This is a genomic window from Actinoplanes sp. NPDC026619, assembly GCF_040638295.1.
GTDB lineage: Bacteria > Actinomycetota > Actinomycetes > Mycobacteriales > Micromonosporaceae > Actinoplanes.
On sequence record NZ_JBEZYA010000003.1, the window covers coordinates 263756 to 287632 of the forward strand.

The 23877-nt window shown below is 72.1% G+C and carries 17 protein-coding genes and 1 pseudogene; 7 read left to right on the forward strand and 11 right to left on the reverse strand.

Translation table 11 applies throughout. From position 1 onward, the window contains the following. Positions 1-36: 36 nt before the first annotated feature. On the reverse strand, positions 37-1302 hold the full coding sequence (locus AB0E90_RS09645; protein WP_360402065.1) for an extracellular solute-binding protein: 1266 nt from the start codon (positions 1300-1302) through the stop codon (positions 37-39). Between the two features lie 28 nt (positions 1303-1330). After that, positions 1331-4009: a carbohydrate binding domain-containing protein gene (locus tag AB0E90_RS09650; RefSeq protein ID WP_360402068.1), complete on the reverse strand. Its 2679-nt coding sequence runs from the start codon at positions 4007-4009 to the stop codon at positions 1331-1333. Positions 4010-4120: 111 nt separating this feature from the next. Between AB0E90_RS09650 and AB0E90_RS09655 the strand changes: the two genes are divergently transcribed. The 5 genes from AB0E90_RS09655 (at position 4121) to AB0E90_RS09675 (ending at position 11372) form a co-directional block, all read left to right on the forward strand. After that, positions 4121-5854 (forward strand): hypothetical protein, encoded by a 1734-nt coding sequence (locus AB0E90_RS09655; protein ID WP_360402071.1) that lies wholly within the window; start codon positions 4121-4123, stop codon positions 5852-5854. Next, complete coding sequence (locus tag AB0E90_RS09660; RefSeq protein ID WP_360402074.1) at positions 5851-6888, forward strand: LacI family DNA-binding transcriptional regulator; 1038 nt, start codon at positions 5851-5853, stop codon at positions 6886-6888. The genes AB0E90_RS09655 and AB0E90_RS09660 overlap by 4 nt, the downstream gene beginning before the upstream one ends. Beyond that, on the forward strand, positions 6885-7751 hold the full coding sequence (locus tag AB0E90_RS09665) for an ROK family protein (protein WP_360402076.1): 867 nt from the start codon (positions 6885-6887) through the stop codon (positions 7749-7751). The genes AB0E90_RS09660 and AB0E90_RS09665 overlap by 4 nt, the downstream gene beginning before the upstream one ends. Before the next feature lie 102 nt (positions 7752-7853). Beyond that, positions 7854-9521 carry a substrate-binding domain-containing protein gene (locus AB0E90_RS09670; protein WP_360402079.1) on the forward strand — a complete coding sequence of 556 codons (1668 nt, stop codon included), beginning with the start codon at positions 7854-7856 and terminating at the stop codon, positions 9519-9521. 63 nt (positions 9522-9584) lie between these two features. Next, a complete protein-coding gene (locus tag AB0E90_RS09675; RefSeq protein ID WP_360402082.1) occupies positions 9585-11372 on the forward strand; it encodes a GGDEF domain-containing protein in 1788 nt (595 codons plus the stop codon). Between the two features lie 435 nt (positions 11373-11807). On the opposite strand, the gene AB0E90_RS09680 is transcribed toward AB0E90_RS09675, so the two are convergent. Continuing rightward, positions 11808-13286: a GGDEF domain-containing protein gene (locus AB0E90_RS09680; RefSeq protein ID WP_360402085.1), complete on the reverse strand. Its 1479-nt coding sequence runs from the start codon at positions 13284-13286 to the stop codon at positions 11808-11810. A 141-nt stretch (positions 13287-13427) separates the two neighbouring features. Here AB0E90_RS09680 and AB0E90_RS09685 point away from each other — a divergent pair, with 141 nt between their 5' ends. Next, entirely contained in the window at positions 13428-13733 is a 306-nt protein-coding gene (locus tag AB0E90_RS09685; protein WP_360402088.1) for a hypothetical protein, read from the forward strand. 9 nt (positions 13734-13742) lie between these two features. On the opposite strand, the gene AB0E90_RS09690 is transcribed toward AB0E90_RS09685, so the two are convergent. Then, the gene (locus tag AB0E90_RS09690; protein ID WP_360402091.1) at positions 13743-14714 is read right to left on the reverse strand and encodes a nitroreductase family protein; all 972 of its coding nucleotides are present in this window, start codon (positions 14712-14714) and stop codon (positions 13743-13745) included. A gap of 366 nt (positions 14715-15080) precedes the next feature. Next, entirely contained in the window at positions 15081-16094 is a 1014-nt protein-coding gene (locus AB0E90_RS09695; protein WP_360402095.1) for a LacI family DNA-binding transcriptional regulator, read from the reverse strand. A gap of 72 nt (positions 16095-16166) precedes the next feature. On the opposite strand from AB0E90_RS09695, the gene AB0E90_RS09700 reads away from it, so the two are divergent. Then, on the forward strand, positions 16167-17237 hold the full coding sequence (locus AB0E90_RS09700; RefSeq protein ID WP_360402098.1) for a phytanoyl-CoA dioxygenase family protein: 1071 nt from the start codon (positions 16167-16169) through the stop codon (positions 17235-17237). A gap of 90 nt (positions 17238-17327) precedes the next feature. On the opposite strand, the gene AB0E90_RS09705 is transcribed toward AB0E90_RS09700, so the two are convergent. From AB0E90_RS09705 to galT, 6 genes and pseudogenes are all read right to left on the reverse strand, one after another. Further along, positions 17328-18533 carry a hypothetical protein gene (locus AB0E90_RS09705; RefSeq protein WP_360402101.1) on the reverse strand — a complete coding sequence of 402 codons (1206 nt, stop codon included), beginning with the start codon at positions 18531-18533 and terminating at the stop codon, positions 17328-17330. A gap of 76 nt (positions 18534-18609) precedes the next feature. Further along, positions 18610-19209, reverse strand: coding sequence for a helix-turn-helix transcriptional regulator (locus AB0E90_RS09710; RefSeq protein WP_360402104.1), 600 nt, complete (start codon positions 19207-19209; stop codon positions 18610-18612). A gap of 239 nt (positions 19210-19448) precedes the next feature. Beyond that, positions 19449-19610 (reverse strand): hypothetical protein, encoded by a 162-nt coding sequence (locus tag AB0E90_RS09715; protein WP_360402107.1) that lies wholly within the window; start codon positions 19608-19610, stop codon positions 19449-19451. Positions 19611-19641: 31 nt separating this feature from the next. Then, positions 19642-19869, reverse strand: a complete 228-nt coding sequence (locus AB0E90_RS09720) for a hypothetical protein (RefSeq protein ID WP_360402471.1) — start codon at positions 19867-19869, stop codon at positions 19642-19644. Positions 19870-20029: 160 nt separating this feature from the next. Then, positions 20030-20272 (reverse strand): annotated as a pseudogene (locus tag AB0E90_RS09725) (winged helix-turn-helix domain-containing protein); the annotation flags it as partial. A gap of 74 nt (positions 20273-20346) precedes the next feature. Beyond that, entirely contained in the window at positions 20347-23760 is a 3414-nt protein-coding gene (galT, locus tag AB0E90_RS09730) for a galactose-1-phosphate uridylyltransferase (RefSeq protein WP_360402110.1), read from the reverse strand. Between the last annotated feature and the right edge of the window lie 117 nt (positions 23761-23877).

Here is a 23877-nt window from a genome sequence, read left to right on the forward strand (position 1 = left end):
ACGGCGCAGGTCGGTGCGCCGCCCCGGACGCAAAGGTCAGGATCCGGCGGACGCCGCGCTCTGGATCGCCTGCAGGGTCGCGGGCACGTCGGTCTTGCCGAGCAGGAAGCCCTGGAGGATAGAACGGATCTTGGTCTCCGGGTCGGCCAGGTCCCAGCTGTTCGACGGGAACAGCGTGTAGCGGCCGGCGGTGTAGGCCGCCGCCATCGTCTCGAGCAGCGGATCGGCCGCGGCGCCGGCGTCCTTGAACGGGCTGATCGCCACCTCCGCCTTGAGGTACGGGGCGAGGTTCGCCGACCGGGCCCAGAAGTCCAGGTACTTGTGGGCCGCGTCGGACTGCTTGGTCTTCGCGTTCACCGCCCACATCGTGCCCGGGAACAGCAGCACGCTCGGGTCGGCGCCCGCCGCGCCACCCGGCCAGGGGATGAACGCGGTCTTGAACGACGCCTTGGAGATCGCCGCGGCGAGCCAGGCGCCGCCGGGGAACATCGCCGACTTGCCGGCGATGAAGTCGGGCTGGCCGGTCGTCGACTCGTCGGTGCCCACGGCGCTCTTGAAGTCGACGTAGCCGCCGTCACCGATCTGCTTGAGCTGGTTCAGCGGTTCCTGGTAGGAGCCGGGGAAGGTCACCTTGCCCGCCGTGAACTGCTGATCCCAGTCGGGCGTCTGCTGGTAGACGGTGGTGGCGGCGGACATCAGCAGGACGAACTCGGCCATGAAGCCCTGCGCGTCGGGCAGGGCGAGACCGGGCTGTCCCTTCGCCTTGAGCGCGGCCAGTGTGGACAGCATCCCCGGGAAGTCGGCGGGCGGCTTCGTGACGCCGGCCTTCGCGAGGAGGTCGAGGTTGACGAACACGCCGACCGGGCTGAGCTCCATCGGCGCGGCCAGGACCTTGTCCTGGTAACTGACGTACGGCTTGAGCTTGTCGGCGACGCCGCCGGCCCAGCCCTGCGAGCTGAGGTCGGCGAGGTAACCCGACTTGCCCCACGCCTGCACCTTCTGCGGGTCCGCCATGAAGACGTCGGGCGCGTTGCCGGCGAGCAGCTGCGACTGGAGCTTCTGCTGGTAGACGTCGTTCGGCGGCACGTAGGAGAACTCAAGGTTGATGTCCGGGTTGGCCTTGGCGAAGGCGGCGTTGATCTCGGCGACGTTGGCCGGTTCGGCGCCGCCGCCCTTCCAGCCGGCCACCTTCAGCGTGACCTTGCCGTCGGCGCTGCCGCTGTCGCCGGAGCCGCAGGCGGCCACCGGAGCGATCATCAACAACGCGGACAGCGCCGCGAACGATCTACGGGAAAAAATCATGATACAAAGACCTCTTCCGGGTACGGGATCAGGAGCGGTAGATGCCGACCGCGTCGTAGACCATCCACGAGCCGCTGTTCTTGGTCAGGGTGATCTGGTTCGGGCCGGCGACGAGCTGCGATTGCGGCAGGGCCACCGAGAACTGGCCGGTGCGGCCGCCGTCGGGTGAGGTGGCGCCCGCGCCGCTGCCGGCCGGGAGCGTCACGGTTACCGGCGTGCCGCCGTTGAGAGCGACCTGAACGGTGCCGGGGGCGGTGTTGTGCGTGTCGACCAGGAAGACGACCAGCTTCAGGTCGCCGGCCGGCGCCGCGGCGAGCGGCACGGTGAGCGTGAACGTGTGGGCCCGGCCGCCGGCCCAGCCGTCGTCCGGTCCGGGATGGATGTACGGCCACGACCGCGCCGGGCCGTCGGCGCCGATCGTGAAGGACACGTCCTGCGGGAAACGGGCCGGGTAGTCCGCGTAGCCGGCCGGGGCGAGCGCCAGCTCGGCGTCCGACCAGTCCACCGTGCCGACGGCCGCGACCTCGCCGGCCGGCACCTGGACGACGACCACCGACGAGACCAGCCGCCCGATCCGTTGGCCGCCCTCGCCGACCCAGGTGACGACCGTGTTGCGGCCGTAGTCGAGCCGGTCGACCGGAACCGCGGCGGTGACCTCGGCCCGTTTCCCGGCCGCGGCGCGGACCCGGGTGGTCACGCCGAGGGTGGTGAAGCTCAGGTCGGCGGCGTGCGCCGAGCCGGTGTTGTCGACGATGCAGGTGAACGGCACCGCTCCGTCGGCGGTACGCACGAGACCGGGCGCCGTGACGTCGATCCGCCCGCCGGGCGTGACGGCGGCGGTGGTGGCGAGGTAGACGGGAGTGCCGGTGAGCGTCAGGTGCACCCGGCCGCCGGAGGGATAGAGCGTGGTGCTGGTGCCGGTGACGTCGGTCAGGACGACCGGCCGGGTGGTGGCGACCTCCACCGGCTTGCGGGAATCGGCGCTCCACAGCACGGCCAGGTCGCCGAAGCGGTGGTCGCCGTCGGCGGCGGACGTCGGTTTCCGGCCGGTGAGCAGCCGGATCGCGGTGGCGTAGGCGACGTAGGCCGGGCGCGGCCGGTAGTCGTCGCCGGCCTGGTCGAGCAGCCCGAAGTTCTGGTCGCCGACCAGGTCGTACCAGAAGAACTTCTGCACTCCCCCGGCCAGCGCGAGGACCAGTCCGCGCACCAGGTAGGCGGCGGTGGTCTGCTGGTCGGCGAGGGACCAGCCCAGCTCCGAGATCCACACCGGCTTGGCCGCGCCGTTGTTGAACTGCTTGATCAGCGCGGTGACCTGCCGCTCGGCCTCGTCGAGCGGCACGCCGGACTCGGGCGCCCCGGTGTACGGGTGGTTCGAGACCGCGTCGAGATAGGCCATGCCGCCGGCCTGAAAGACCGCGGTCATCCAGTCGAGCGCGGTCCCGAAGGTGACGCCGCCGACCACCGTGATGGTCGGGTCGGTCGCCTTGATCGCCCGGTAGGTGGTCTCGAGCAGCTTCGTGTAGTAACCCGCGTCGCCGTCGGCCGGGCCGGTGGTGAACCAGCCCGCGTTCCACTCGTTGTAGACCTCGACCGCGGTGAATCGGCGCCGGTAGTGCTGGAGGGTCGCGGTGACGTACTTCCCGAAGGCCTGCCGCCCGGCGTCCGAGTACGGCGTGTCGCCCCCGTCGTAGAGCGGGTTCGCATAGTCGACGATCGGCAGCGGATGGACCCCGCCGGCCTTGAGCGCGTTCAGGTACGGGTCGTAGGTGTCGAACGTGTAGCCGCTCGCGAGACCCTTCTCGAAGCCCGGGTTGACGAGCAGGTTGGTGGCGGAGCCGGCCGCCGTCATGCTCAGGTCGTCGAGCCAGGCGGCGCCCACCAGGTCGTCGGCGATCACCCGGAACGTCAGGGTGCTCTCCGCCCCGGTCGTGTAGTCGAAGCTCACCTTCGTCCAGCCGTAGGTGCCGGCCGGCGCATCGATCCGGGAACTCCAGTCGCCCTTCACGGTGAACTGCAGCGCGTGCACGTCCTCGCCCTTGACCCAGGCCCCGAAGGCGTACGCCGTGTTCGGCTGGACCATCACCTCCTGGGCGAAGCTGGCGAAGTGGTCGGGCTGTTTCGCCGAGCGGTTGACGACCTTGACCGAGGAGTGGCCGGAGTGGGCCACGGCGGTGTCGAGCTCCACCGTCGCGTCCGCCTGGTAGACGAACGGCGTCCATCCGGCCAGCGGCGGCGGCTCGATCTCGGTCCAGGTGAGGTCGGTCCGCACCCAGGTGGTCCCGAGCGCGGTGAGCAGCGCGACCATCTCGGGCGGCTGGAGGTGGGTGTTGATCCCGAACGGCGAGTCGGCCGGCAGCCGGTAGGGGGCCAGCACGGCGAACGGCACGGTCACGGTTTCCGGTCCGGCCGTCACCTCCAGCCGGTAGTAGCCGTCGGTGACGTTCGGGCGCGGGTCACGCCCGGCGCCCTCGGCGATGGTGGCGCCCCACAGGTCGCGCACCCGCCAGCGGACCGGGCCGGTGCCGCCGCGGACGGTGAACGAATGCGCGCCGGAGCCGTAGATGGCTCCGAAGGCGGCCGGTTGGACGGTGAGCGAGGTGGCCGGGCGCGAGTCGGCGCCGCTCCACGAGGGATGGACGAGAACGAGTGAGGTACCGGCCGCGGTTGCGGCCAGCAGACCGCGGCGGGACAGCTGGAGGCCATCCATGCGAGCTCCCCCTGATCAGTAGATTGGCGGGGATGTTATCGATAACGTAACCGCCTGGCAATAGATGCAGGGAGTCTCGACGTTACCGATAACGTTCGCTAGAGTCGCGGCGTGCCGCCCTTCCTGAGTTCACCCGCTCTGGCCTACGACCCCGAGCCGCACTACCCGCCCGTCGGCGGGGTGGTGGGCCGCGGCTGGCGGAACGCCGTGGACGACCTGCCGACCACGCTGCGCACGCTCGCCATCGACGGTCCCGTCGAGCTCGACTGGGCGCGGGTGGCCGCCGCGGTCAGCACGCTGCTCGCCCCGCGCGGCCCGGTCGAGGTCGTCGACCTGCGCGAGGCCGGCCGCCCCTGGCCGGAGATCCAGCGGCTGACCCGCTCGGCCGCGCTGGGTGACGACCCCGACTTCGAGACGCTCGCCGGCGGCACCCTCGAAGCGCTGCTCGACCCGGCCCTCCTTCCCGGCGGCCCGCCCGCCGGGGAAACCATCCGGGTGCTTCTCGGGCCCGGCGCCGCGGCGGCGCCCGGGTGGGACACGCTCTGGTGGGCCGACCTCCCCAAGCGGTACGCGGAAGCGGCCGTCACCGGCGGCCACGGCCGTAACCTGCTGGCCCCCGCAGGCGAGCCGGCCACCACGAAACGGCTGTTCTACATCGACTGGCCGCTGCTCGACCGGCACCGCGACGAGCACGCGCCGAAGGCCGACCTGTGGCTCGACACCCAGGACGCCGCCGAGCCGGCCTGGCTCACCGGCGCTGCCCTGCGCGCCACGTGTGCCGGCCTGGCCCGCCGCCCGCACCGCACCCGGCCGGTGTTCAACAGCACTACCTGGGGCGGCCAGTGGGCGCGCCGCAAGCTCGGGCACAACCCGGAGGGCCCGACCACCGCGCTGGGCTACGAGCTGATCGCCCCGGAGAGCGGGGTGCTGGTCGGCGACGCCACGACCGGCCGCGTCGAGGTGCCGTTCCAGCTGATCGTGGCCCTCTTCCCGGCCGACACGCTGGGCGCCGACGTGCACCGCCGGTTCGGCACCTCCTTCCCGATCCGCTTCGACTACCTGGACACCGTGGACGGCGGCAACCTGTCCGTGCACTGCCATCCGCAACCGGAGTACATGCGCGAGGTCTTCGGCTGGCCCTACACCCAGCACGAGACGTACTACGTGATGGTCGGTGGCGAGCAGAACCAGATCTTCCTCGGGCTGCGCGACGACGAGTCGATCGACCGCTTCCACACCGCGGCGCATCGGGCCGACGCCGAGGCCGTGCCGTTCGACATGACCGATTTCGTGCAGACCTTTCCCGCCACCGAACACCAGATCTTCCTCATCCCGGGCGGCACCCCGCACGGCAGCGGCGACGGCAACGTCGTCCTCGAGGTGAGCGCCACGCCGTACCTGTACTCGCTGCGCTTCTACGACTGGCTGCGCCGCGACGGCGCCGGGCAGCAGCGGGCGGTCCACGTCGAGCACGCCTTCCGCAACCTCGACCCGGCGCGGTCCGGTGCGGCGGTCGGGGAGCTGCTGGTGCCGTCGCCGCGCCCGGCCGGCCACGGGCCGGGCTGGCAGGAAGAGATCATCGGCAGCCTGCCGGAGATGTTCTTCGAGGTGCGCCGGTTGCGCGTGGAGCCCGGCGGCACCGCCACGCAGGACACCGGCGGCCGCTTCCATGTGCTGACGCTGGTCGAGGGCGAGCGGGTCACGCTGCGCACCGACGCCGGCGACGAACATCGGCTCAACTACGCCGAGACCATCGCCGTGCCGGCCGCCGTCGGCGGTTACCGGGTGCACTGTCCGGCCGGCGGGGCACCGGCCCGGCTGGTGAAGGCTAACGTCGTCGCATGACAACCGCGCCCGGGCCGAAGCAGCCGGACAGGGTCACCATGCGTGAGATCGCGGCCCGCCTGGGGGTCAGCGCCATGACCGTGTCCCGCGCGATCCGCGGTGACGCCGGCCTCTCCCCCGCCACCCGCGAGCGCGTCATGCAGGCGGTCGACGAGGTCGGCTACCGCCCCAACGACCTGGCCCGGCGGCTGCGCACCGGCGAGGCGCACGAACTGGTCGGGCTGATCGTCACCAACCTGGCCAACCCGTTCTACGCGCAACTGGCCGTCGGCATCGAGGAGATCGCCGCCGCCCGCGGCGCCGGCCTCGTGGTGGCCAGCACCGACGGCGACCTCGCCCGGGAACGCGACCTGGTCCGGGACATGGCCGGGCGCCGCTTCGCCGGGCTGGTCGTGGTTCCGGCCGGCAACGACCACGGGCATCTGTCGCCGGAGGGCACAGACGGCGCGCCGGTGGTGCTGGCGGCCACCCCACCACGCGGCATCGACACCGACTGCGTGCTGGTCGACGACTTCGGCGGCACGTACGAGGCGTGCCGCATCCTGATCTCTCGCGGCCACGAACGGATCGGCTTCCTCGGCCTGCCCGCGTCCCTGTGGACCGGCTCCGAGCGCTACCGCGGCTACGCGGCCGCCCTGGAGGACGCCGGCCTGGTTCTCGACGAGCGGTATGTGAGCCGCCACCGCGGCGACATCCAGCTGGCCGCGGCGGCGACCCGCAAGCTGCTGGCCCTCCCCGACCCGCCGACCGCCCTGATCACCGCGAACAACCGCAACACGATCGGCGCCCTGCGCGCGGTCCGGCGCAGCCCGGTCCCGGTGGCGCTGGCCGGCTTCGACGACATCGAGCTGGCCGACCTGCTGCAACTGCCGCTCAGCGTGGTCTCCTACGACGCGGCCGAGGTCGGCCGGCAGGCCGCGCGCCTGCTGTTCGGCCGCATCGACGAGCCCGACGACCGGCGGGCCGGCAGCCAGCGAGTGGTCATTCCGACCAGGGTCGTGGACCACCCGCAGGACGAGGATCCGGAGCCGTGACCGAGGTTCCGGTCCTCGAGATCGGCGGCTCGCACGTGACCGCCGCCTTGGTCGACCCGTCGAGCGGCGCCGTGCTGCGCACCGTTCGCGGGCCGGTGCCCGGCACGGCCCCGGCCACCACCATCCTCACCGCGATCGCCGGGACCGCTACCCGGCTGGCGGCGCCGCCGGCGGCGATCTGGGCAGCCGCCGTGCCGGGCCCGTTCGACTACGCCGAGGGCATCGGCCGCTTCCGCGACGTCGGCAAGTTCGACTCGCTCGACGGCGTCGACGTCGGCGCCGCGCTGTGCCGGGCCATCGCCCCGGGGCCGGCGGCGATCCGCTTCGTCAACGACGCCGTCGCGTTCGCGCTGGGCGAGTGGGCGTTCGGCGCCGCCCGCGGCCATGCCCGGGCGGTGGCGATCACTCTGGGCACCGGGGTGGGCTCGGCGTTTCTGCGCGACGGCCGGCCGGTGACCGGCTCCCCCGAGGCGCCCCCGGAGGGACGGGCCGACCTGCTGACCATCGACGGGCGGCCGCTCGAGGAGACGGTGTCCACTCGCGCGATCCTGGCCGCCTACCGGGCCGCGACCGGCGGCAGCCCCGGCGGCACGGTCGCCGAGGTGACCGCGCGGGCCATGGCCGGCGACCGGGCGGCCCGGGCGGTGGTGGAGCGGGCGGCGACCCGGCTCGGCGAGGCGCTCGCCCCGTGGCTGCGCCGCTTCGACGCGTCCGTCCTGGTGGTCGGCGGCGGCATCAGCGCCGCCTGGCAACTGATCGCCGCCCCGCTGCGGGCCGCCGCCGCGCCGGCCCTCCTGCTGCGCAGCACCGACTCGGAGACCTCGGCCCTGCGCGGCGCCGCGCTCGCCGCTCGCGTCCACTGACGGCAGTCGTCACGCATCGCAAAACATCTATATGCAGTAACGGTGTGTATTTCATCCGTTCGGTCATGGTCATCGGCCGCCGGGGCGACCATGATGTCTCGGGTGCCCGGACGTCATCGTGAACTTCAGCGCACCGGACTCGTCGTCACCGCCGCGGCGCTCGCCATCGCCGTGGTCACCGGCGGCGCGTGGGCCGGTTACCACGAACTCTCCGCCAACGGCTGCACCACCATCCGGAAGCTCCGGGTGGCCGCCGCCACCGAGATCGCGCCCGCCGTGCGCGCCGCCGCTGCCACCTGGGCGGCCACCGACGGGAACTGCGTCGCTGTCACGGTGACCGCCGCCGACCCGGCCGGCATGGCCTCGGCGATCGGCAACCGGCACGGCGTCAATCTGGACGGTCTCGGCGGCGGCAAGCTGAGCCCGGACGTGGACGCCTGGGTCCCCGACTCCGGCACCTGGCTGCTCCGGATCGCCAGCGAGGCCCCCGGCTTCCTGCCGTCCAATCTGGGCTCGATCGCGCAGAGTCCGATCGTGCTGGCCGCGCCCGAGCCCTCGGTGGCGGCGCCGGCCTCCACCCCCGACATGAAAGACCTGGTCAAGCGGATCGCCGGCGACAAGACGCTGCGCGCCGGGATCGTCGACCCGGCCCACGACGCCACCGGCCTGACCGGGTTGCTGGCGCTGGCCGGGGCGGCCGGCACCGACGCCGCCCTCAAGGTCGGCATCATGCGGGCCCTCGCCGCCAACAGCTCCAGCATCCGCGGCGACATGCTGCAGAAGTTCGGCACCAGCGTCGGCCTGGCGCCGCTGTCCGAGGCGGACGTGATCACCTACAACGCCGGCGGCCCGGCGACCCGGCTCGCCGCGCTCTACCCCAAGACCGCGTCGGTGGCGCTCGACTACCCGTTCGCGATCATGCCCGGGGTCGACCCGCAGGTGGTCGGGGCCGCGACCGAGCTGCGCGCCTCCCTGAACAGCCCGGCGTTCCTCGCCGACCTGGCCAAGGCGGGCGTCCGCGGGCCGGCCGGCCAGGCCGGCGCCGGCTTTGCCACCCCGGCCGGAGCCCCGGCCGTCATCCCGCCGCCGGCTGCGACCGACCCGAAGGCGGTGGCCGGCGCGATCACCCAGCTGCTCGGCAGCTGGACGGCGATCACCCAGCCGGGCCGGATGCTCGCGGTGTTCGACGTGTCCGAGTCGATGAAGGCCAAGGTGCCGACCGCCGGCGGCCTCACCCGCGCGGAGCTGACCCAGCGGGTCGCGCGGCAGGGCCTGGCGCTGCTGGACGACCGCTGGTCGGTGGGCAACTGGACGTTCTCCACCGACATGGCGGGCACCCGGCCGTGGGTCGAGAACCTGCCGATCTCGCCCTGCGCGACCGAGCGGGCCCGGATGCTGACCGCGATCGACAAGATCGTGCCGAAGACCGGCGGCGACACCGGCCTGTTCGACACCGCGCTCGCCGCCTACCAGCGGGTGCAGCAGGGCTGGCAGGCCGGCGTGTCCAACTCGGTGGTGATCTACACCGACGGGAAGAACGACAACCCCGGCGGCCTCACCAGCGACGAGCTGGTCGCGAAGATGACCAAGGTGCGCGACCCGAAACGCCCGGTCCGCATGATCATCATCGGCATGGGCACCGCGACCGACCGCAACGAGCTGGAGGCCATCGTCACGGCGGCCGGTTCCGGCGGCGTCTACATCGCCACCGACCCGGCCAAGATCGGCGAAATCTTCCTGGAGGCGATCGCCAGCCGCAAGGGCGCCTGAGGCTGGTCCTGCGATCACGTGCGGGACCTCAGGTTGCGGCCGTTCCGGTCGATAGGTCGGAGCATGCGATGGGAGGTGCGGCTCGGTACTGCGGGACAGATCGTTCTCGTGCTGGCCGCCGCGCTGCTCGCACTCGCGCACGGCGGGGTGGGCGGACCGTTCGGCGGGCTCGTCCCGTTCGGCATGGTGATCCTCGCGTTGCGCGCCCGGCCACGGCGGTTCCTGGTGGTCGCCGCGGTCGCGCTGATCGCCTACTGGGCCGTTGTGCTGATCGGCGAGCCAGCCCCGGCCGGGTACGCGGTGGCCTGCACCCTGGGCTTCGCCGGTGTCTCGTATCTCTGCATGAAACACACCGCCGCGCTCGCCTCGCTGCGCCGGCGGCTCGCCCGGGTCTCCGGCACCGATCCACTGACCGGCGCGTTGAACCGCCGTGGCTTTGACGAGCGCCTGCAGTACGAACTCGCCGGCGGCCGGCCGACCACCCTGGTGCTGGCCGACCTCGACCTCTTCAAGCAGGTCAACGATGTGTACGGGCACCAGGCGGGCGATCAGCTACTGGCCGCCGTGGCCGGCCGTCTGGAGCAGGGGTTGCGTCCCGGGGACGGGGTCGGCCGGATCGGCGGCGACGAGTTCGCGGCCGTGCTTCCCGACGTGCGCCCCGGCGAGGCCGCCGCCCTGACCGAACGCCTACGGGCGGCGCTGGCCGATGTGGCTCCCGCCAGTGTCGGCTACGCGTGCTTCCCGGCCGACGGCCTCACCCTGGATGAGCTGCGCCGGGTGGCCGATGCCCGGGTCTATGCCGACAAGCAGTCCCGTGACCGCCGGCCGCCGTCGGCCGAGGCGGTCGCCGCGGCCGCACACGTCCGTACCGGCAGGGCGCCACGGGTGTCGGCGAGTGAGCGCCGCCGCCGTTCGGTGGCGGACATCGGCTGGATGTCGATGCTCGGCGGCGGATGCGGCTTGCTGTACGCGTTGGCGTTCGCGACGTGGCAGCCGGCGATCATCGTGCTGGCCGCCCTGCTGTTCACCGCCGGGGCCGCGCTGATGGCCGGGGCCGGACCGGTCAGCCGGTTCGCCCGGGCCCGCCTGGTCGTCCTCGCCGCCGCGGTGGTCGAGGCCGCCCTGATCGGCGGGATGGCGGCGCTGGACGGCGGGGTGAGTGGCGTCTGCGCGCTGGCCCTGCTGGTGCCGATGCCGCTGATCGCGCTCACCAGCCCGCTGCGGGTGTCGGTGTGGGTGGGCGGCCTGTTCGGCACGGTCTATCTCGTCGTGGCCGTCCTGGCCGGCTCGCCCGGCGGCTGGTACGTGGCGATGCATCTGGGCGGCACCGCGGTCGTCTGCGCCGCCTGCGCGGTGCAGGGCCGGACGGCGGGCCGGCAGCGCCGCCGGATGACCGAGCTGTCCCGCCGGGACGCTCTGACCGAGATACTCAATCGTCGCGGCTTCGAGCACCGCTGCGCCGCGGAACTCGCCAAGGGCGGGGACGCCACGCTGGTGATCGTGGACCTGGACGGCTTCAAGCAGATCAACGACCGGTTCGGCCACGAGGCCGGCGACGACCTGCTGCGGTGGGTGGCCGGCACCTTGACCGCGTCTCTGCTCCCGCAGGACGTGGTGGGCCGGTTCGGCGGCGACGAGTTCGTCGCCCTGCTCCCCCGCAACGACCCTTCGGTCTCCGGCCGTCTCCGCGCCGCCTTGGCCCAGCGGACCGGCGCAAGCTTCGGCACGGCGGTCCTCGGCCGCGACGGCGACGACTTCACCGCCCTCTACGCGCACGCCGACGCCGGCCTCTACGCCGACAAACGCGCCACCCAGACGGCTGCCGCCGCATCGCCGACACCTCGGTCATGAGCGTCCCGGGCGTCGCCGGCCGGACCGTCTCCCCATGCCGCCTCGCCGGCGTCCGCAGAGCCCGGAAAGACCTGCCCATGCCCCGCCGCGATCGGAATGTTCCGGCCGGCCGGAGCGCGCCGGCGCGGTCGCGTTCCCGCCCTCACGACTGGTGTCCGCACAGTCCGGCGCGGGTGGGCCCAGGGCTGTCGGGGGCGGGGCGGGCGTCGGGGCCGGGCCCGCCCGTAGCGGGCCCGCGGAGGGTGAGCTGCACCTGCCGGGACCGACTGTCGCGGGAGTGGTGCACGACGTACGGAAAAAGACAGCGTGAGCGAAACGCGCGACGCCGCGGCAGATGGCGGGTAGGCCGTTTCCTGGATGGGCCTGCCGGTGGAGCACGGCAGGCGCGCACGGGGATCGGAAGCGGTCAAGGTCGGCATGAGCGCCGTTGCGTTGTCAGACCTCGGCGTACCGGGCGAACTGGCCCTTGCCGGCGCGTTTGGCCTGGTACATCGCGGCATCCGCCCGCTTGACCAGCTCGGCCGGGTCGCTACCGTCCCCGATGGCGACGCCGATGCTGGCCTGAACCCCGACCTCCTGTCCGTCGACCACCAGCGGCTGCTGCAGGGTGTGTAACATCCGGCCGAGCACCTCGTCGGTCTCGGCGTCGGTGAGCCCCCGCAGGATCACCGCGAACTCGTCGCCGCCGAGGCGGGCCACCAGATCGCCGGGACGCACGCTCGTCCGGAGCCGGTCGGCGACGGCGACCAGCAGTTCGTCGCCGGTGTGGTGACCGAGCGTGTCGTTGACCGCTTTGAAGCCGTCGAGGTCGATGAGAGCCAGATGGCATCCGTCGGCGGCCGGGCCGGCGAGCTCGGTGGTGAACAGCGCCCGGTTCGCGAGCCCGGTCAGCGAGTCGTGGTTGGCCTGATATTCGAGCTGGTCATGGTAGGACCGGACCTCGGCGATCAACCGGCCGTTCTCCCGGAAGGCGGCGAGCTGCCGGGCCATCAACAGGGCGGTCAGCGCGACCGCGCCACCACCGATGACGAGTACGGCGGCGCTCTCCCCGCGGATGGCGTACATCAGGAACGCCTCGACCGCCGCCACGGCCACGTACGGGATCCGGCTGAAGGTCCGTTCCTTCGGCTGCCGCCAGGCCGTCTCGGGCAACCGCGCCGCCCGGCACTGGTAGACCGCGGCCGCCGTGACCAGGAGGTACATCGCGGACCGGCCGAGCGGTTCGGACGCGACCTGGGGGCGGTCGGCGACCAGCGGCATGATGAACACGCCCACCATCTCCATGGCCAGGCCGATCCCGAGCGCACGCAGGGCCGGCGGATAGATGGTGCGCCCGCCGGACAGCACCACCTTGGCCAGCGCGAGCACCACCAGCGCCAGCGCCACCGACACCACGATCGTCGAGGTCGCCACCTCGGCGGTGCTCTCGGTGGATGCGCCGGCGAGCGTGGCGTACCAGCTGACCAGCAGCGCGGCCAGGGTGACGGTGGCACAGTCCAGGAGGAACCGCAGCCGCCCGCCCGGCCCGCGTGCGCCCAGCGGCAGGCGATACAGAGCCACCACGATAGAGATCATCGCGACGCCGTACACCGTTAGGCTGGCCGCGTTCGGCTGGATGCTCGGCCGCTCGAGGTAGCCGGGAAGGTCGGTCAGCTGCATGACGGAGATCGCGGCGGACGAGAGGGTCATGGTCCGCCAGAAGCGCCGGACCGGCGGGGCCGAGCCGGGCGACGTCCACGCCTGCCGCATCGCCAGCGCCGTCACCGCCGAGCCGAGAATCGCGGGAGTCGTCCCGAGAATCGCGGGCCCGGTCTTGGCCGGAAGGTTCAGGCCGAACCAGATCACTTCGAAGACGAAGAGCCCCGCCGCGGCCAGGGTCAGCGGCGCCGTCCAGACCCGCGAGCTGGCTCTCACCGCACCCCACCTTGATCACTCCCGGACGCGACCCGCTGCCGCGCCCGGGTTGCCTCATCGGCCGGTGGCGACGCCCATGAATGGTTTCCCCAGGGAACGGGGCCTGCGGAGGCGCAAGTGGGCAAAGTTAAGATCTGTGCGATGACGAACGCGTTGCGCTCCCTGCGGTGGTACGCCGGCCTTGCCGTGGTTTTCTTCGGCGTGCTCCCGACCGTGATGGTGACCCTGCTGGTGACCCGCGGGAGCACCCCGGGACGGGTCGGCTTCCTGCTGATCGGCGGCATTCCGCTGGTGCTGGCCGCGCTCGTGCTGGCGCTGCGCGGCATCGTCGGCTCCGACGACCCGGAGGCGGACTCCCGGCGGCTCAACCTCAGCATGGCGCTCACCGCCGCCGCCGACGTGCTGCTGCTCGGCGGGAACGCCCTGCTCCGGATGGGCTCGAACTGATCGCCCCGGTCAGGACGCCACTTCGTCGATGACCTGGTCGACCGGCAGGCGCGGGGTCTGCGACGGTTGGACGCCGGCCGGGTTCAGAGCGCCGAGGCGAACCACCAGGTAGGGGGCGCCGAGGTCGCCGATGATGCGGCGCAACTCGTGCCGGGTGTAACCGACCTCGACCGGGCCGCTGAGCGGGAGCAGGCCTGCGCCGTGCGCGGTCGCGGCCACCCACAGCGAGTTGAGCGCCTCCCCCGCGCGCAGCCATTCGTCCCGCTCGTCACCGGTGCCGTAGATGACCCCGTACGTCGCGGCGGTGTCGTGTCCCTCGCCGACCGCAAGGGTGCCCTCCCGGCCGAAGTCACGCTCGGCCACCGTGGTCAGCGGCAGGCCGGCCGGCAGGTTCGCGTCCGGGATGCCGGTGCCGTCGGCGCGCTCGCCGCCGACCCACTCGGCGGTCTCCTTCACCAGCCGGTCATCGGAGCTCTCGGTCTGCTGGGCCCGCTCGACGATGACCGCGAGGTCGATGAGCTGATCCTTGCCGACCAGGTGCAGCCGGGCGCCCTCCTGCTCGGTCGCGGTGACCAGCTCACCCAGCACGTCCGGCGCCAGCGGCGTGTCACCGACCGTGCGGCGGTCGGTGTGCCGGGCCTTGAGCTGCTCGAACAGCTCGACCGCGGCCCGATCAGGCTCGCCCTGCTTCTCCGGGTAGATCACCGCGAGCGGGTCGCCGGCGGGCCGCTCGACCCGGGTCTGGAAACCGGCCGCGGCCAGCGCGACGCGGGCGTGGTGCAGGGCCGCGCCGCAGCTCATCAGCAGCATGTGCGCGTCCGGGTCCTGGACGGCGAGCTGGCGGTCGGTGACCGCGTGCAGCTCGAGCCGGTCCGGGTGGACGGTCCATTTCCAGGGCTGGGTGTTGTGGATGGAGGGGGCGTACCGCGCCGCGTCCGCGGCCTCCCGGAGGGCCTGGCGGCAGTCGGTGTCGACGGTCATGACGTTCCTCTCCTGCTCAGTGCACGCGCGGCCGGGTGTCGAGCCCGGCGACCTCGGTAAGGCACCGGTTCGATCTAACCAGGCCCGTGCGGCGGCCGCACACGTTCGGCGACTTACACCGGCCACGCCGGGAAGTGGCATGCGCGGGCGGGACCAACGGCCCTACGGAGCTGTGGGCCGAACACACCCGGCGCCTCGCGGTGACCGACGCCGACGGCTGGAGCGCCGCCGTCGAGCGCCTGCCCGACGCCCGGCAGCCCGCCCTACCTGATCGTCCGGCTCGGCTATCCCGACGCCGACGACGCGCCACCGCCGGCCACGCGCCGCGCGGCCCGGGAGAGCATCCGGGTGGTCGAGTGAAGGCCATCAGAACTCGACCGGCGGGGCGTTGTGCGGGGTGATCACCTGCACCGCCGACGGGTTGCTGCGCACCGGGCCGGGCAGCACGCCGTGAGCCTGCATGATCGCGTGGCAGGCCCGGCGCAGGTCGCTGCGCAGGTCGTGGTGCAGCACCGCGGAGAGCTTCCGTTCCCGCAGCAGCGCGGTGTTCTCCCCGTCCAGGTCGTGCGCGACGAAGACGTCGTAGGGATGACGCCGGTCGGCGAGCGCGGCGACGACCGCCGCGTTGCCACCGGCGCCGGCATAGAGGGAATAGATCGCACGCACCGGCGCACCGCCGGCGAGCACGTCCCGGATGCCGGCGGCGACCGCATCCGCGCGGTCCTCGGCGTCGACCGCCTCGTGCAGCGGCCGGTCGATCTCGGCGCGGAAGCCGGCCTCCCGCTCGTCCTCGCCGCGGAACGAGCCGTGCCCGCGCACCACCAGGACGTCGCCGGGGCGCTCGCCCAGCCACTGCTCGATCAGATAGGCCGCGGTGGCCCCGGCCGCCCGGTTGTCGATGCCGACGTAGGTGATCCGCGGGCTGCCGGGCAGATCGGTCACGCAGGTGACCAGCGGCGCGGTCAGCCGGCGGGTGGCGGCGACGATCTCCGGCACGTCCGGGGCCTTGAGGATCACCCCGTGCGAACGGGTGCGGCCCACCCGGTCGAGCACCGCCACCACGTCCTTGGTCGACGGCGAGTCGAGCAGGTGGAAGCGGGCCCGGAACACCACCGGGCGCAGTCCCGGCAGCTCCGCCTCCAGCGCGGCCCGGATCGCCGCACAAAAGCGCGGCGGCGCCTGCACGATCACGTCGATCATGAAGGTGCGCCCGGACAGGCGCACCTGGGTCCGCTGCCGATCCAGGTCGGCGATGGCCAGCCGCACCTCGCGGATCGTGCTGTCCCGCACCCCGCCCCGGTCGTTCAGCACCCGGTCCACGGTGGCCTCGCTCAGCCCGGACTGGGCGGCGATCTCGCGGATGCGGTAGGGGTGCTTCACCCGTACACCATGATGGGGTTTTGCGGGTTTCTCAAGCTTCTTCGATGTCCCGGCGCGACTTAGCGTGACGGCATGACAAGCTGGTTCACCGCCGCCGACTGCGACCTGGAGGACTTCCGGGCGGTCTGCGAGCAGAAGACGGATCCCACCGACTACCCGCACGCCCTCGACGTCGTGGACGGCGTGCTGATCTACCCCGGCAAGCCGGCGAACACCCGGGAGGTCCAATCCGAGCTGGCGCGGGCGCTGATGGACGGCCCGGGCGTGGTGATGTTCAGCGGCGCGTTCGCACCGGCCGTCGTCGACCGGGCCACCGCCGTGTTCGAGTCGCTGATCGCCGAGCAGAAGGCGGCCGGGGTGACCGGCGGCGACCACTTCGCGAAGCCCGGCGCCAACGACCGGGTGTGGGGAGCGCTCGACAAGTTCGCACTACGTGACCCGGCGGCGTTCGCTTCGTACTACGACAACGACACCCTGGCGCTGATCTGCCAGGCCTGGCTGGGCACTGGCTACCAGGTGACCTCCCAGGTCAACGTGGTCAATCCGGGCGGCACGGCGCAGGTCGCGCACCGTGACTACCACCTCGGCTTCATGTCGCAGGAGCAGGCGCTGCGTTACCCCGCGCATATTCACGCGCTGTCACCGCTGCTGACGCTGCAGGGCGCGGTCGCGCACGTCGACATGCCCCTCGAGACCGGCCCGACGCTGTACCTGCCGCACTCGCAGAAATACCCGGCCGGCTACGTCGCCTACCACCGCCCCGAATTCACAGCCTACTTCGAACAGCACCGCGTGCAGCTGCCACTGACCAAGGGCGACGCCGCGTTCTTCAACCCGGCCGTCTTCCACGGCGCCGGAACGAACAGATCCGCTTCGGTACGCCGCATGGCCAACCTGCTGCAGGTCTCGTCCGCGTTCGGGCGCGCGATGGAGAAGGTCGACCGGGCGGCGATGGTGCGGGCGCTCTACCCGGTGTTGCAGACGTACGCGGGTTCGGTGGAAAACGTCATCGCGGCGTCCGCCGAGGGATACGCCTTCCCCGCAAACCTCGACGTCGACCAGCCAATCGACGGCCTGGCCCCACCCACACAGGCCTCCCGGCTGCGGAAGGCGCTGGCCGAGGACCACCTCGACCGTCAGTAAGCGTCCCGGACCGATTTCCTTGAAGCCGGGGGCTCGACTGCACGGTGAGGCCCCGACATCAAGGTTCTTGGCGGGCACGCCGGACCGTCTTCAGAAGGCCGCCGCCGCCCGGCTCTCCCCCGGCTCGGCGGGCAGGATCCGGGTGACGCGGTCGGCGTCCACCCGGGACACTCCGCCGTCCAGCACCCAGACGCTGCCGGTGCCGGCTCCGGCCATCAGGTTGAAGGCGGGATCGTCCGGGTCAGTGGCCGCGAACGGGAGGCGGGCCCGGACCTGCCCGGTCGCGGCGTCGATCCGCACGATCTCGGACCGCACCTCGTCACCGACCCAGAGGTCGCCGCCCACCAGCACCGACGGCAGGTCCTGCGAGATGTCCGAAACCCGGACCGCCGGCCCGTCGGGCAGCCGCACGACGCTGCCGCAGTTGCCGATCGCCCAGTTCCCGGCCAGGGAGAGCGCAAGCTCGTCGTGCTTGAGCCGGGTCTGCCCGACCACCGCACCGGAATCCGGGTCAAGCCGCCGAACGACCGGCGAGTTGATCCCGACCGCATAGAGCCTGCCGCCGGTCGCGTTGACGTCGTCGATATAGGTGAGCTGACCGACGCTCTCGGTCAGCTCGATCTCGGTGGTGTTCTCCGGCCGGGCCGGGTCGATCCGCAACAGCTGCTTGCCGGAAGCCAGCCAGAGCCAGCGCCCGGTCGCGGCCGCCGCCGACGGCCCGAAGCCGATCGGCAGCGCCGTTGAACTGACCTGGCCGGCCGGGCTGACCCGCCACAGCTTGCCGGGCTGAGCGATCCACAACGAGCCGTGCGCGAAGGTGATCCCGTTCTCCACCAGCCGCGTCACCGGCTTCACCGTGGCCCGCGCCCGCACAGCTCCGGTGACCGGGTCGATCCGGGCGAGCGCCCCGGTGTCGAACCGATAGACCCACAGGCTTCCACCCGCGGCGACGAGCGCCGGCGGCATCCGCGGCTCGATCCCGGCGACGGTGACGGTCTTGACGACCCGGCCGGTGCGCCCGTCAACGGCTTGCACGGCCCCGCCACCGTCAGCAACCCAGAGCCCGCCGCCCGCGTTCTGGCCGACCGGCACCGATCCGGGCGAGCTTTGACCCACCGCCGCCCCCGGCGAACTCTGACCGGCCGCGCCCGGCGAACTCGGGCCGGCCGGCGCCGCGCCGGGCACGACCTCGGCGACCGGGCCGCCGGCGCAGTCGGACGATGGCGACGGCCGGACGCATCCGCCGAGCAGGCCCGCCACCAGCACCAGCGCGCAGATCCCGTTCCACGGCTTCATGACGCGCGACTCCCCCGAGCGAAACGACCCGCAGGAGGCTACCGCGACCGCCGTCGATGCGTGGTCCCGCCGCTGCTCAGACGACAGCGCAGATCGGCCGCGAACGCACCGCCGCCAGGAACGGATCGCTGTGGTGCGACCGCCAGTACCCGATTGACACCCGGTAGACGTTCACCTCCCGGCCGAGCCGACGCTCGGCCGCGCCGGCCGCCTGCCCGAGGTCACCGTCGTCGGCCTCCCCCACCACCAGCACGTCGACGTCACGCGGCGGCGGCCCGGCCACGCCGGCATAGCGTTCGGCCCACAACCCATAGATGTACGCCTCATCGACTCCCGGCACCGACGCCAGCACATCGGTGAGCACCGCGATCGGCCCATAGGTCAGCGCCAGCAGTTCAGTGAGCGGACGAGCGAGCGGCCCCGCCTGGTCCGCCCGCAAAAGGCGCATGTTCCCGCGCCGCTCGATGCGGATGAGCCCGGCGTCGGCGAGCTGGTCGGCCTCCTTCCCGAGGGCCCGCTGCGAGGCGTTGAACCGCTGGGCCAGCTCGGCCACCGAGTAGCTCATCTCCGGGTGCAGATAGATCCAGGCCAGCAACTCCCCCACCAGCGACGAACGCAGCAGCGGAATGAGTTTCGGCCGCGCAGAAGACCGCGTGGCGAGCCGAGGCATAGTCATTGGACTACCGTGTCCCGGCACCGCCACCCATCGACGGACGGCAAGTGCGAGCGGTGCGGCATCCGCACAATTCGGCCGGGTTCTGCAACAAACCTGCACATGCATTCCATTGACTGTCATGTATTTCCGGTGGCAGATTTCATTCCGCAACATTCCCCCGGACGGGAAGATCACCGGCTGGGCCGCCGGATGAGGGGGTGCCGGTCACCGGCTCCGACCGGCACCCCATTCCAGCAAAATCACAGCGGACTCATCTCGTCGAGCACCTTGGCGGCAACGGCGATGATCTGCTCAACTTTCGGCTGCTCCCGCTCCACCTCCTCGGCTCTCGCGGCGGGCGCGTTCGCATGCGGATATTCGACCTGATTACGGCGTCGGCGTAGGCGGTCGAACGGACTCAATACGGCGCCGAGGGCGGATCGAGCTGAGCACTCACCGCATCACGCACCGGCTCGTCGCTCGCACGCCCTGATTTTCCAGGACCGCGGCAAGCGCCTTACGCGCAGCGTCATACAGAAGTTGATAGCCGCCCGCGGGATCCGCCTCCGCGATGATGGCGGCCGACGTGAGATGCCTGCGAGCCTGGGACAGCAGCAAATCCGCGTGATCCCGGCTGGGCGCAACACGTTCCAGCTCTCCGCGCGCGAGCATCGCATCCACGACTTCGCGCCCTTGTTGCCACCTCACGGGCGGCCCCCCGGTTCGACGATGGCGTAGGTCGGGCGGGACCGCACGGTCGCCAGGAACGGATCTCCGGCGGGCTCCCGCCAGTCGTGACGTCCGCCCGCAACAGGCGCAGATTTCCGCGACGCTCCTGAAGGAGGAGTCCGGCCTCGGCAAGCCGGTCGGCCTCCCGGCTGATCGTCGACTGCGACACGCCAAAGCGGCGGGCCAGCTCGGTCACCGAATAGTTCGCCTCGGGATGTAGGAAGACCCACGCCAGCAGCTCACCGAGCAGCGGCGATCGCAGCAGGGGCAGCAGCTCAGATCTACCTTGCACATCTCGCACATTACCTTGCATCATCTGCAAGGAGCGTTTTATAGTCGCAGCGCCAGTAGTCATACGACATCTTGACACACCGCCGGTGCGAGTAGTCCGGACCGGGGGTGCCGGCGCGGCACCCCCGTCCGGCGGAATCAGCCCAGCGAGCGAAGGCGGGTGGCTACCTTCTCGGGTGTCGTGTCGCTGATCCACGAGCCCATCGCGGATTCCACGCCGGCCAGATACTTCAGCTTTCCGGGCGCTCTCAAGATCGAGAACACCTGCAGATGCAGGCGGAAAAGGTCGCGGTGGGTGCGGGCCGGGGCCTGGAAGACCCCGCTGATGTACGGGAGTGAGCCCACCCCCGGGTAATAACGGTCGAGCCGTCCGAGCACGTCGAGGTAGATCACCGCTAGGTCGTCCCGTTCGGCGGGGCTGAGCGCCGGCAGGTCGGGCACGTCGCGGTGCGGGGCCAGGTGCACCTCGACCGGCCAGCGGGAGGCCGCGGGCACATACGCGGTCCAGTGCTCGGTGGCGGCCACGATCCGGGTGCCGGCCCGCCGCTCGGCGTCCAGGATGTCGCGGAACAGATTGCCGCCCTGGTGCGCCGACGCCATCTCGATCATCCGGGCGGCCTTGGGCGGCACGAACGGGAACGCGTAGATCTGCCCGTGCGGGTGCGGCAGGGTCACCCCGATCTCGCGGCCACGGTTCTCGAACGGGAACACGTATTCGATGTCGGGCGACGCGCCGAGTTCCAGAGTGCGGTCGGCCCACGCGTCGATCACGGTCCGCGCGCGACTGGAACTCAGGCTGCCGAACGACCCCTTCGGGGCCGAGGAGAAGCAGACCACTTCGGTACGCCCTCTAGCAGGCTGGACCGGCCAGATGGATTCGTCGTCGACGAGTTCTGCATCGCCCGCGACCCGGGGCGAGAACGAGGGAAAACGGTTCTCGAACACCACGACGTCGTAGGCCGGCTCGGCGATCTCGGTCGGGAAGCCGCCCGGCACGGTCGGGGCGAGGGGGTCCTGGTCGGCGGCCGGCAGGAAGGTTCGGTCGTTGCGCAGCGCCGCGATCGCGATCCACTCCCCGGTGAGCGGGTCGAGGCGCATCTCCGGCCCGGAGGCATCGGCAGCGGCCGGCAGCGGCCGCTGGTCGACGGCCGACCGGTCCGCGTAAGGCTCGGAGTCGTCGAAGTAGATGATCTCCCGCCCGTCGGCCATCCGGCGCGACGTGCGGCGTACCCGATGGGGCTCCCGCCAGACCGGCCGCCCCTCGACCTGAAGCGAGTCGATCGCCAGAAGCTGGCCGTCGGCCGCCGCCAGGCGGTCCCGCGCGTCCTCGGGCAGCGAGATGGTCGACCCGGCGGCCAGCGGCAGCAGGTGCAGCGTGACCTCGGACTCCGCCCGCGCACCGACGTCGCGGAGGCTGACGACCCACTCCGAGCCGTCCCAGAACCGATCGGTGACCGTCCGCCCGTCGACCCGCAGCTGCCCGACGTCTCCCGCCCAGCGAATCCGCAGGTAGGCATCGGCCCCGGCCGCGAAAACCCAGCCCGGCACCGGCACCCGGTAGACAGCGGCAAGCTCGTCGAACGCCTCCGCCGAAGGCGCCGACTGCCGCCCTTCAAACTTCTCGTAGCCAACCGGCACCGCCCCGCCGGCAGCACGCACCAGCTCCGGCTCGACGCTCTCCCGCAACCCGCCGGCGGAGTCGGCAGAACCGGCCGGCGCGGCGGAGCCGGTCGGCGCGGCCGGCTCGAGCGGCAGGGGTGTGAAGGCGCGCAGCGCCTGGTCGTACAGGTGGGCGCCGGCCGCGGTGGACTCGATGCGGCCGTCGGCGGCCCAGGTCAGCTCGGCGGGCGACAGCAGCAGGCGGCGGGCCGGGCCGGCCTCGCTCACCCAGATGTCGGCGGCGACGGCGGCGGGCAGGACCAGCAGGTCCAGCTCGCCGCCGTCCGTCCGGAGCCGGACCGGCGACAGGTCCGGCTCGACGGTGGCGGCCACGCCGCCGACCGAGTAGGTGACGTCGATGCCGGGCTCGGCGACCAGCACCAGCGTGGGGATCCGGCCGGGGAGCACCGTCAGCGCCGACGCGGTGGCCCAGTCCAGGCGCACGCCGCCGGCGGTCAGCGCCAGTGGCCAGCGCGCCAAGGTGCCGGCCGGGATGTCGATCGGCTCGGCCGGGAGCACGATCTCCGAGGAGGAGAGTTCTACATGGAATTGGGCATCCTTGTAGAGCGGCAGCGGCTCGTGCGGCTGATGCCAGGCGATGAAGAGGAAACCGCTCTCACCATCGCTGCGCAACGCCCAGCGGAGAGTTGCAGAATCCTCGACGCCGGCGGGCCGCACCTCGGGCAGGGTGGACGGCATGTCGGCGAGGGTGGCCCCGAAGGCGGCGAGGAACGCGTGCTGCCGGCGCAGTTCGGCGTGTGAGGCGGCGAGCAGCCCGGCCTCGCCGATCGGCGCCCCGAAGTCGTACCCCAGCGATGGCATGTCGTTGGGGTAGCCGGTGGCGTGCGACTCCTGCATCGGGTACGGGCCGGCCGGGTTGGTGCCACCGGCGTACATGTAATAGCCCTGCCAGGCCGACCCGTTGCCGATCTTGCAATGGGCGATGGCCGCGATGTCCGGGGCCGCCGGCCGTGGCCGGCGGTGATAGGCGGTGGCCATGCCGCCGCCGAGTTCGCAGGTGGCGGGCGGGAAAAGATCCGAGGGGGTCCGCGGATGGGCCGCGTCCGCCCGCATCCCCTGCAACTGCATGCGCCGCACGTCGGCGCCGATGCCGGGGTCGTCCCAGACGTGCGAGAAGAAGTAGTGGTCGCGGAACGTCGGGTCCCAGGGCGCGTCGGCGTCGACCCAGAAGCCGTCGCCGTAACCGCCGTAGAGCGGCAGCACCTCATCGGCCGGCAGGTCGGCGCCGCCCCACGCGGTGGCGGTCCACAGCGGCGCGGACATGCCGGCCGAGCGGGCCAGCCGCTTGAGCGTGGCGATGTGCCCGGGCTGGTCGTAGAGCTCGTTCTCCAGCTGGATGCCGATCACCGGCCCGTCGGGGCCGCAGCGCCCGTCCAGTGCGAGTGCGATCTGGCCGAACCACTCCTCGACGAGCGCCAGGTAGCCCGGGTCGTCGGTGCGGTGGCGCACCGGCGCCTCCTGCACCCAGTCCGGGAAGCCGCCGTTGCGCGACTCGCCGTGGCACCAGGGCCCGATCCGCAGGATGACGTCGAGCCCTTCGGCGACCGCCATGTCCACGAACGCGGCCACGTCCAGGTTGCCGTCGAAGCGCGGCTCGCCCGGCAGGGGCACGTGGTGCAGCCAGAAGATGTAGCTGGCCGCGACCGTGACGCCACCGGCCCGCATCTGCCGCAGGCGCCGCCGCCACCGGTTGCGCGGGATCCGGCTGTAGTGGATCTCGCCGGAGACCGGGATGACCGGAACGCCGTCGCGCTCGAGGTAGCGGCTGGTCAGCGAGACCCCGGGCCGGGCGTCCTCGTCGTTGGTCATCCGTGGCCGGCGCAGCGGCTGGGACCAGGGATGGTGCCGTACGGCGAGCGGGTCGGTGGGCACAGGGACTCCTCTGCGACGAACGGATGCTGCGGGCCGACGTGATCAACGATCGACCCACTGCTGCGATCGGGACTGTAACCGGTCACAGGCGTAGTGCTCCGCACGATACATCCAGTT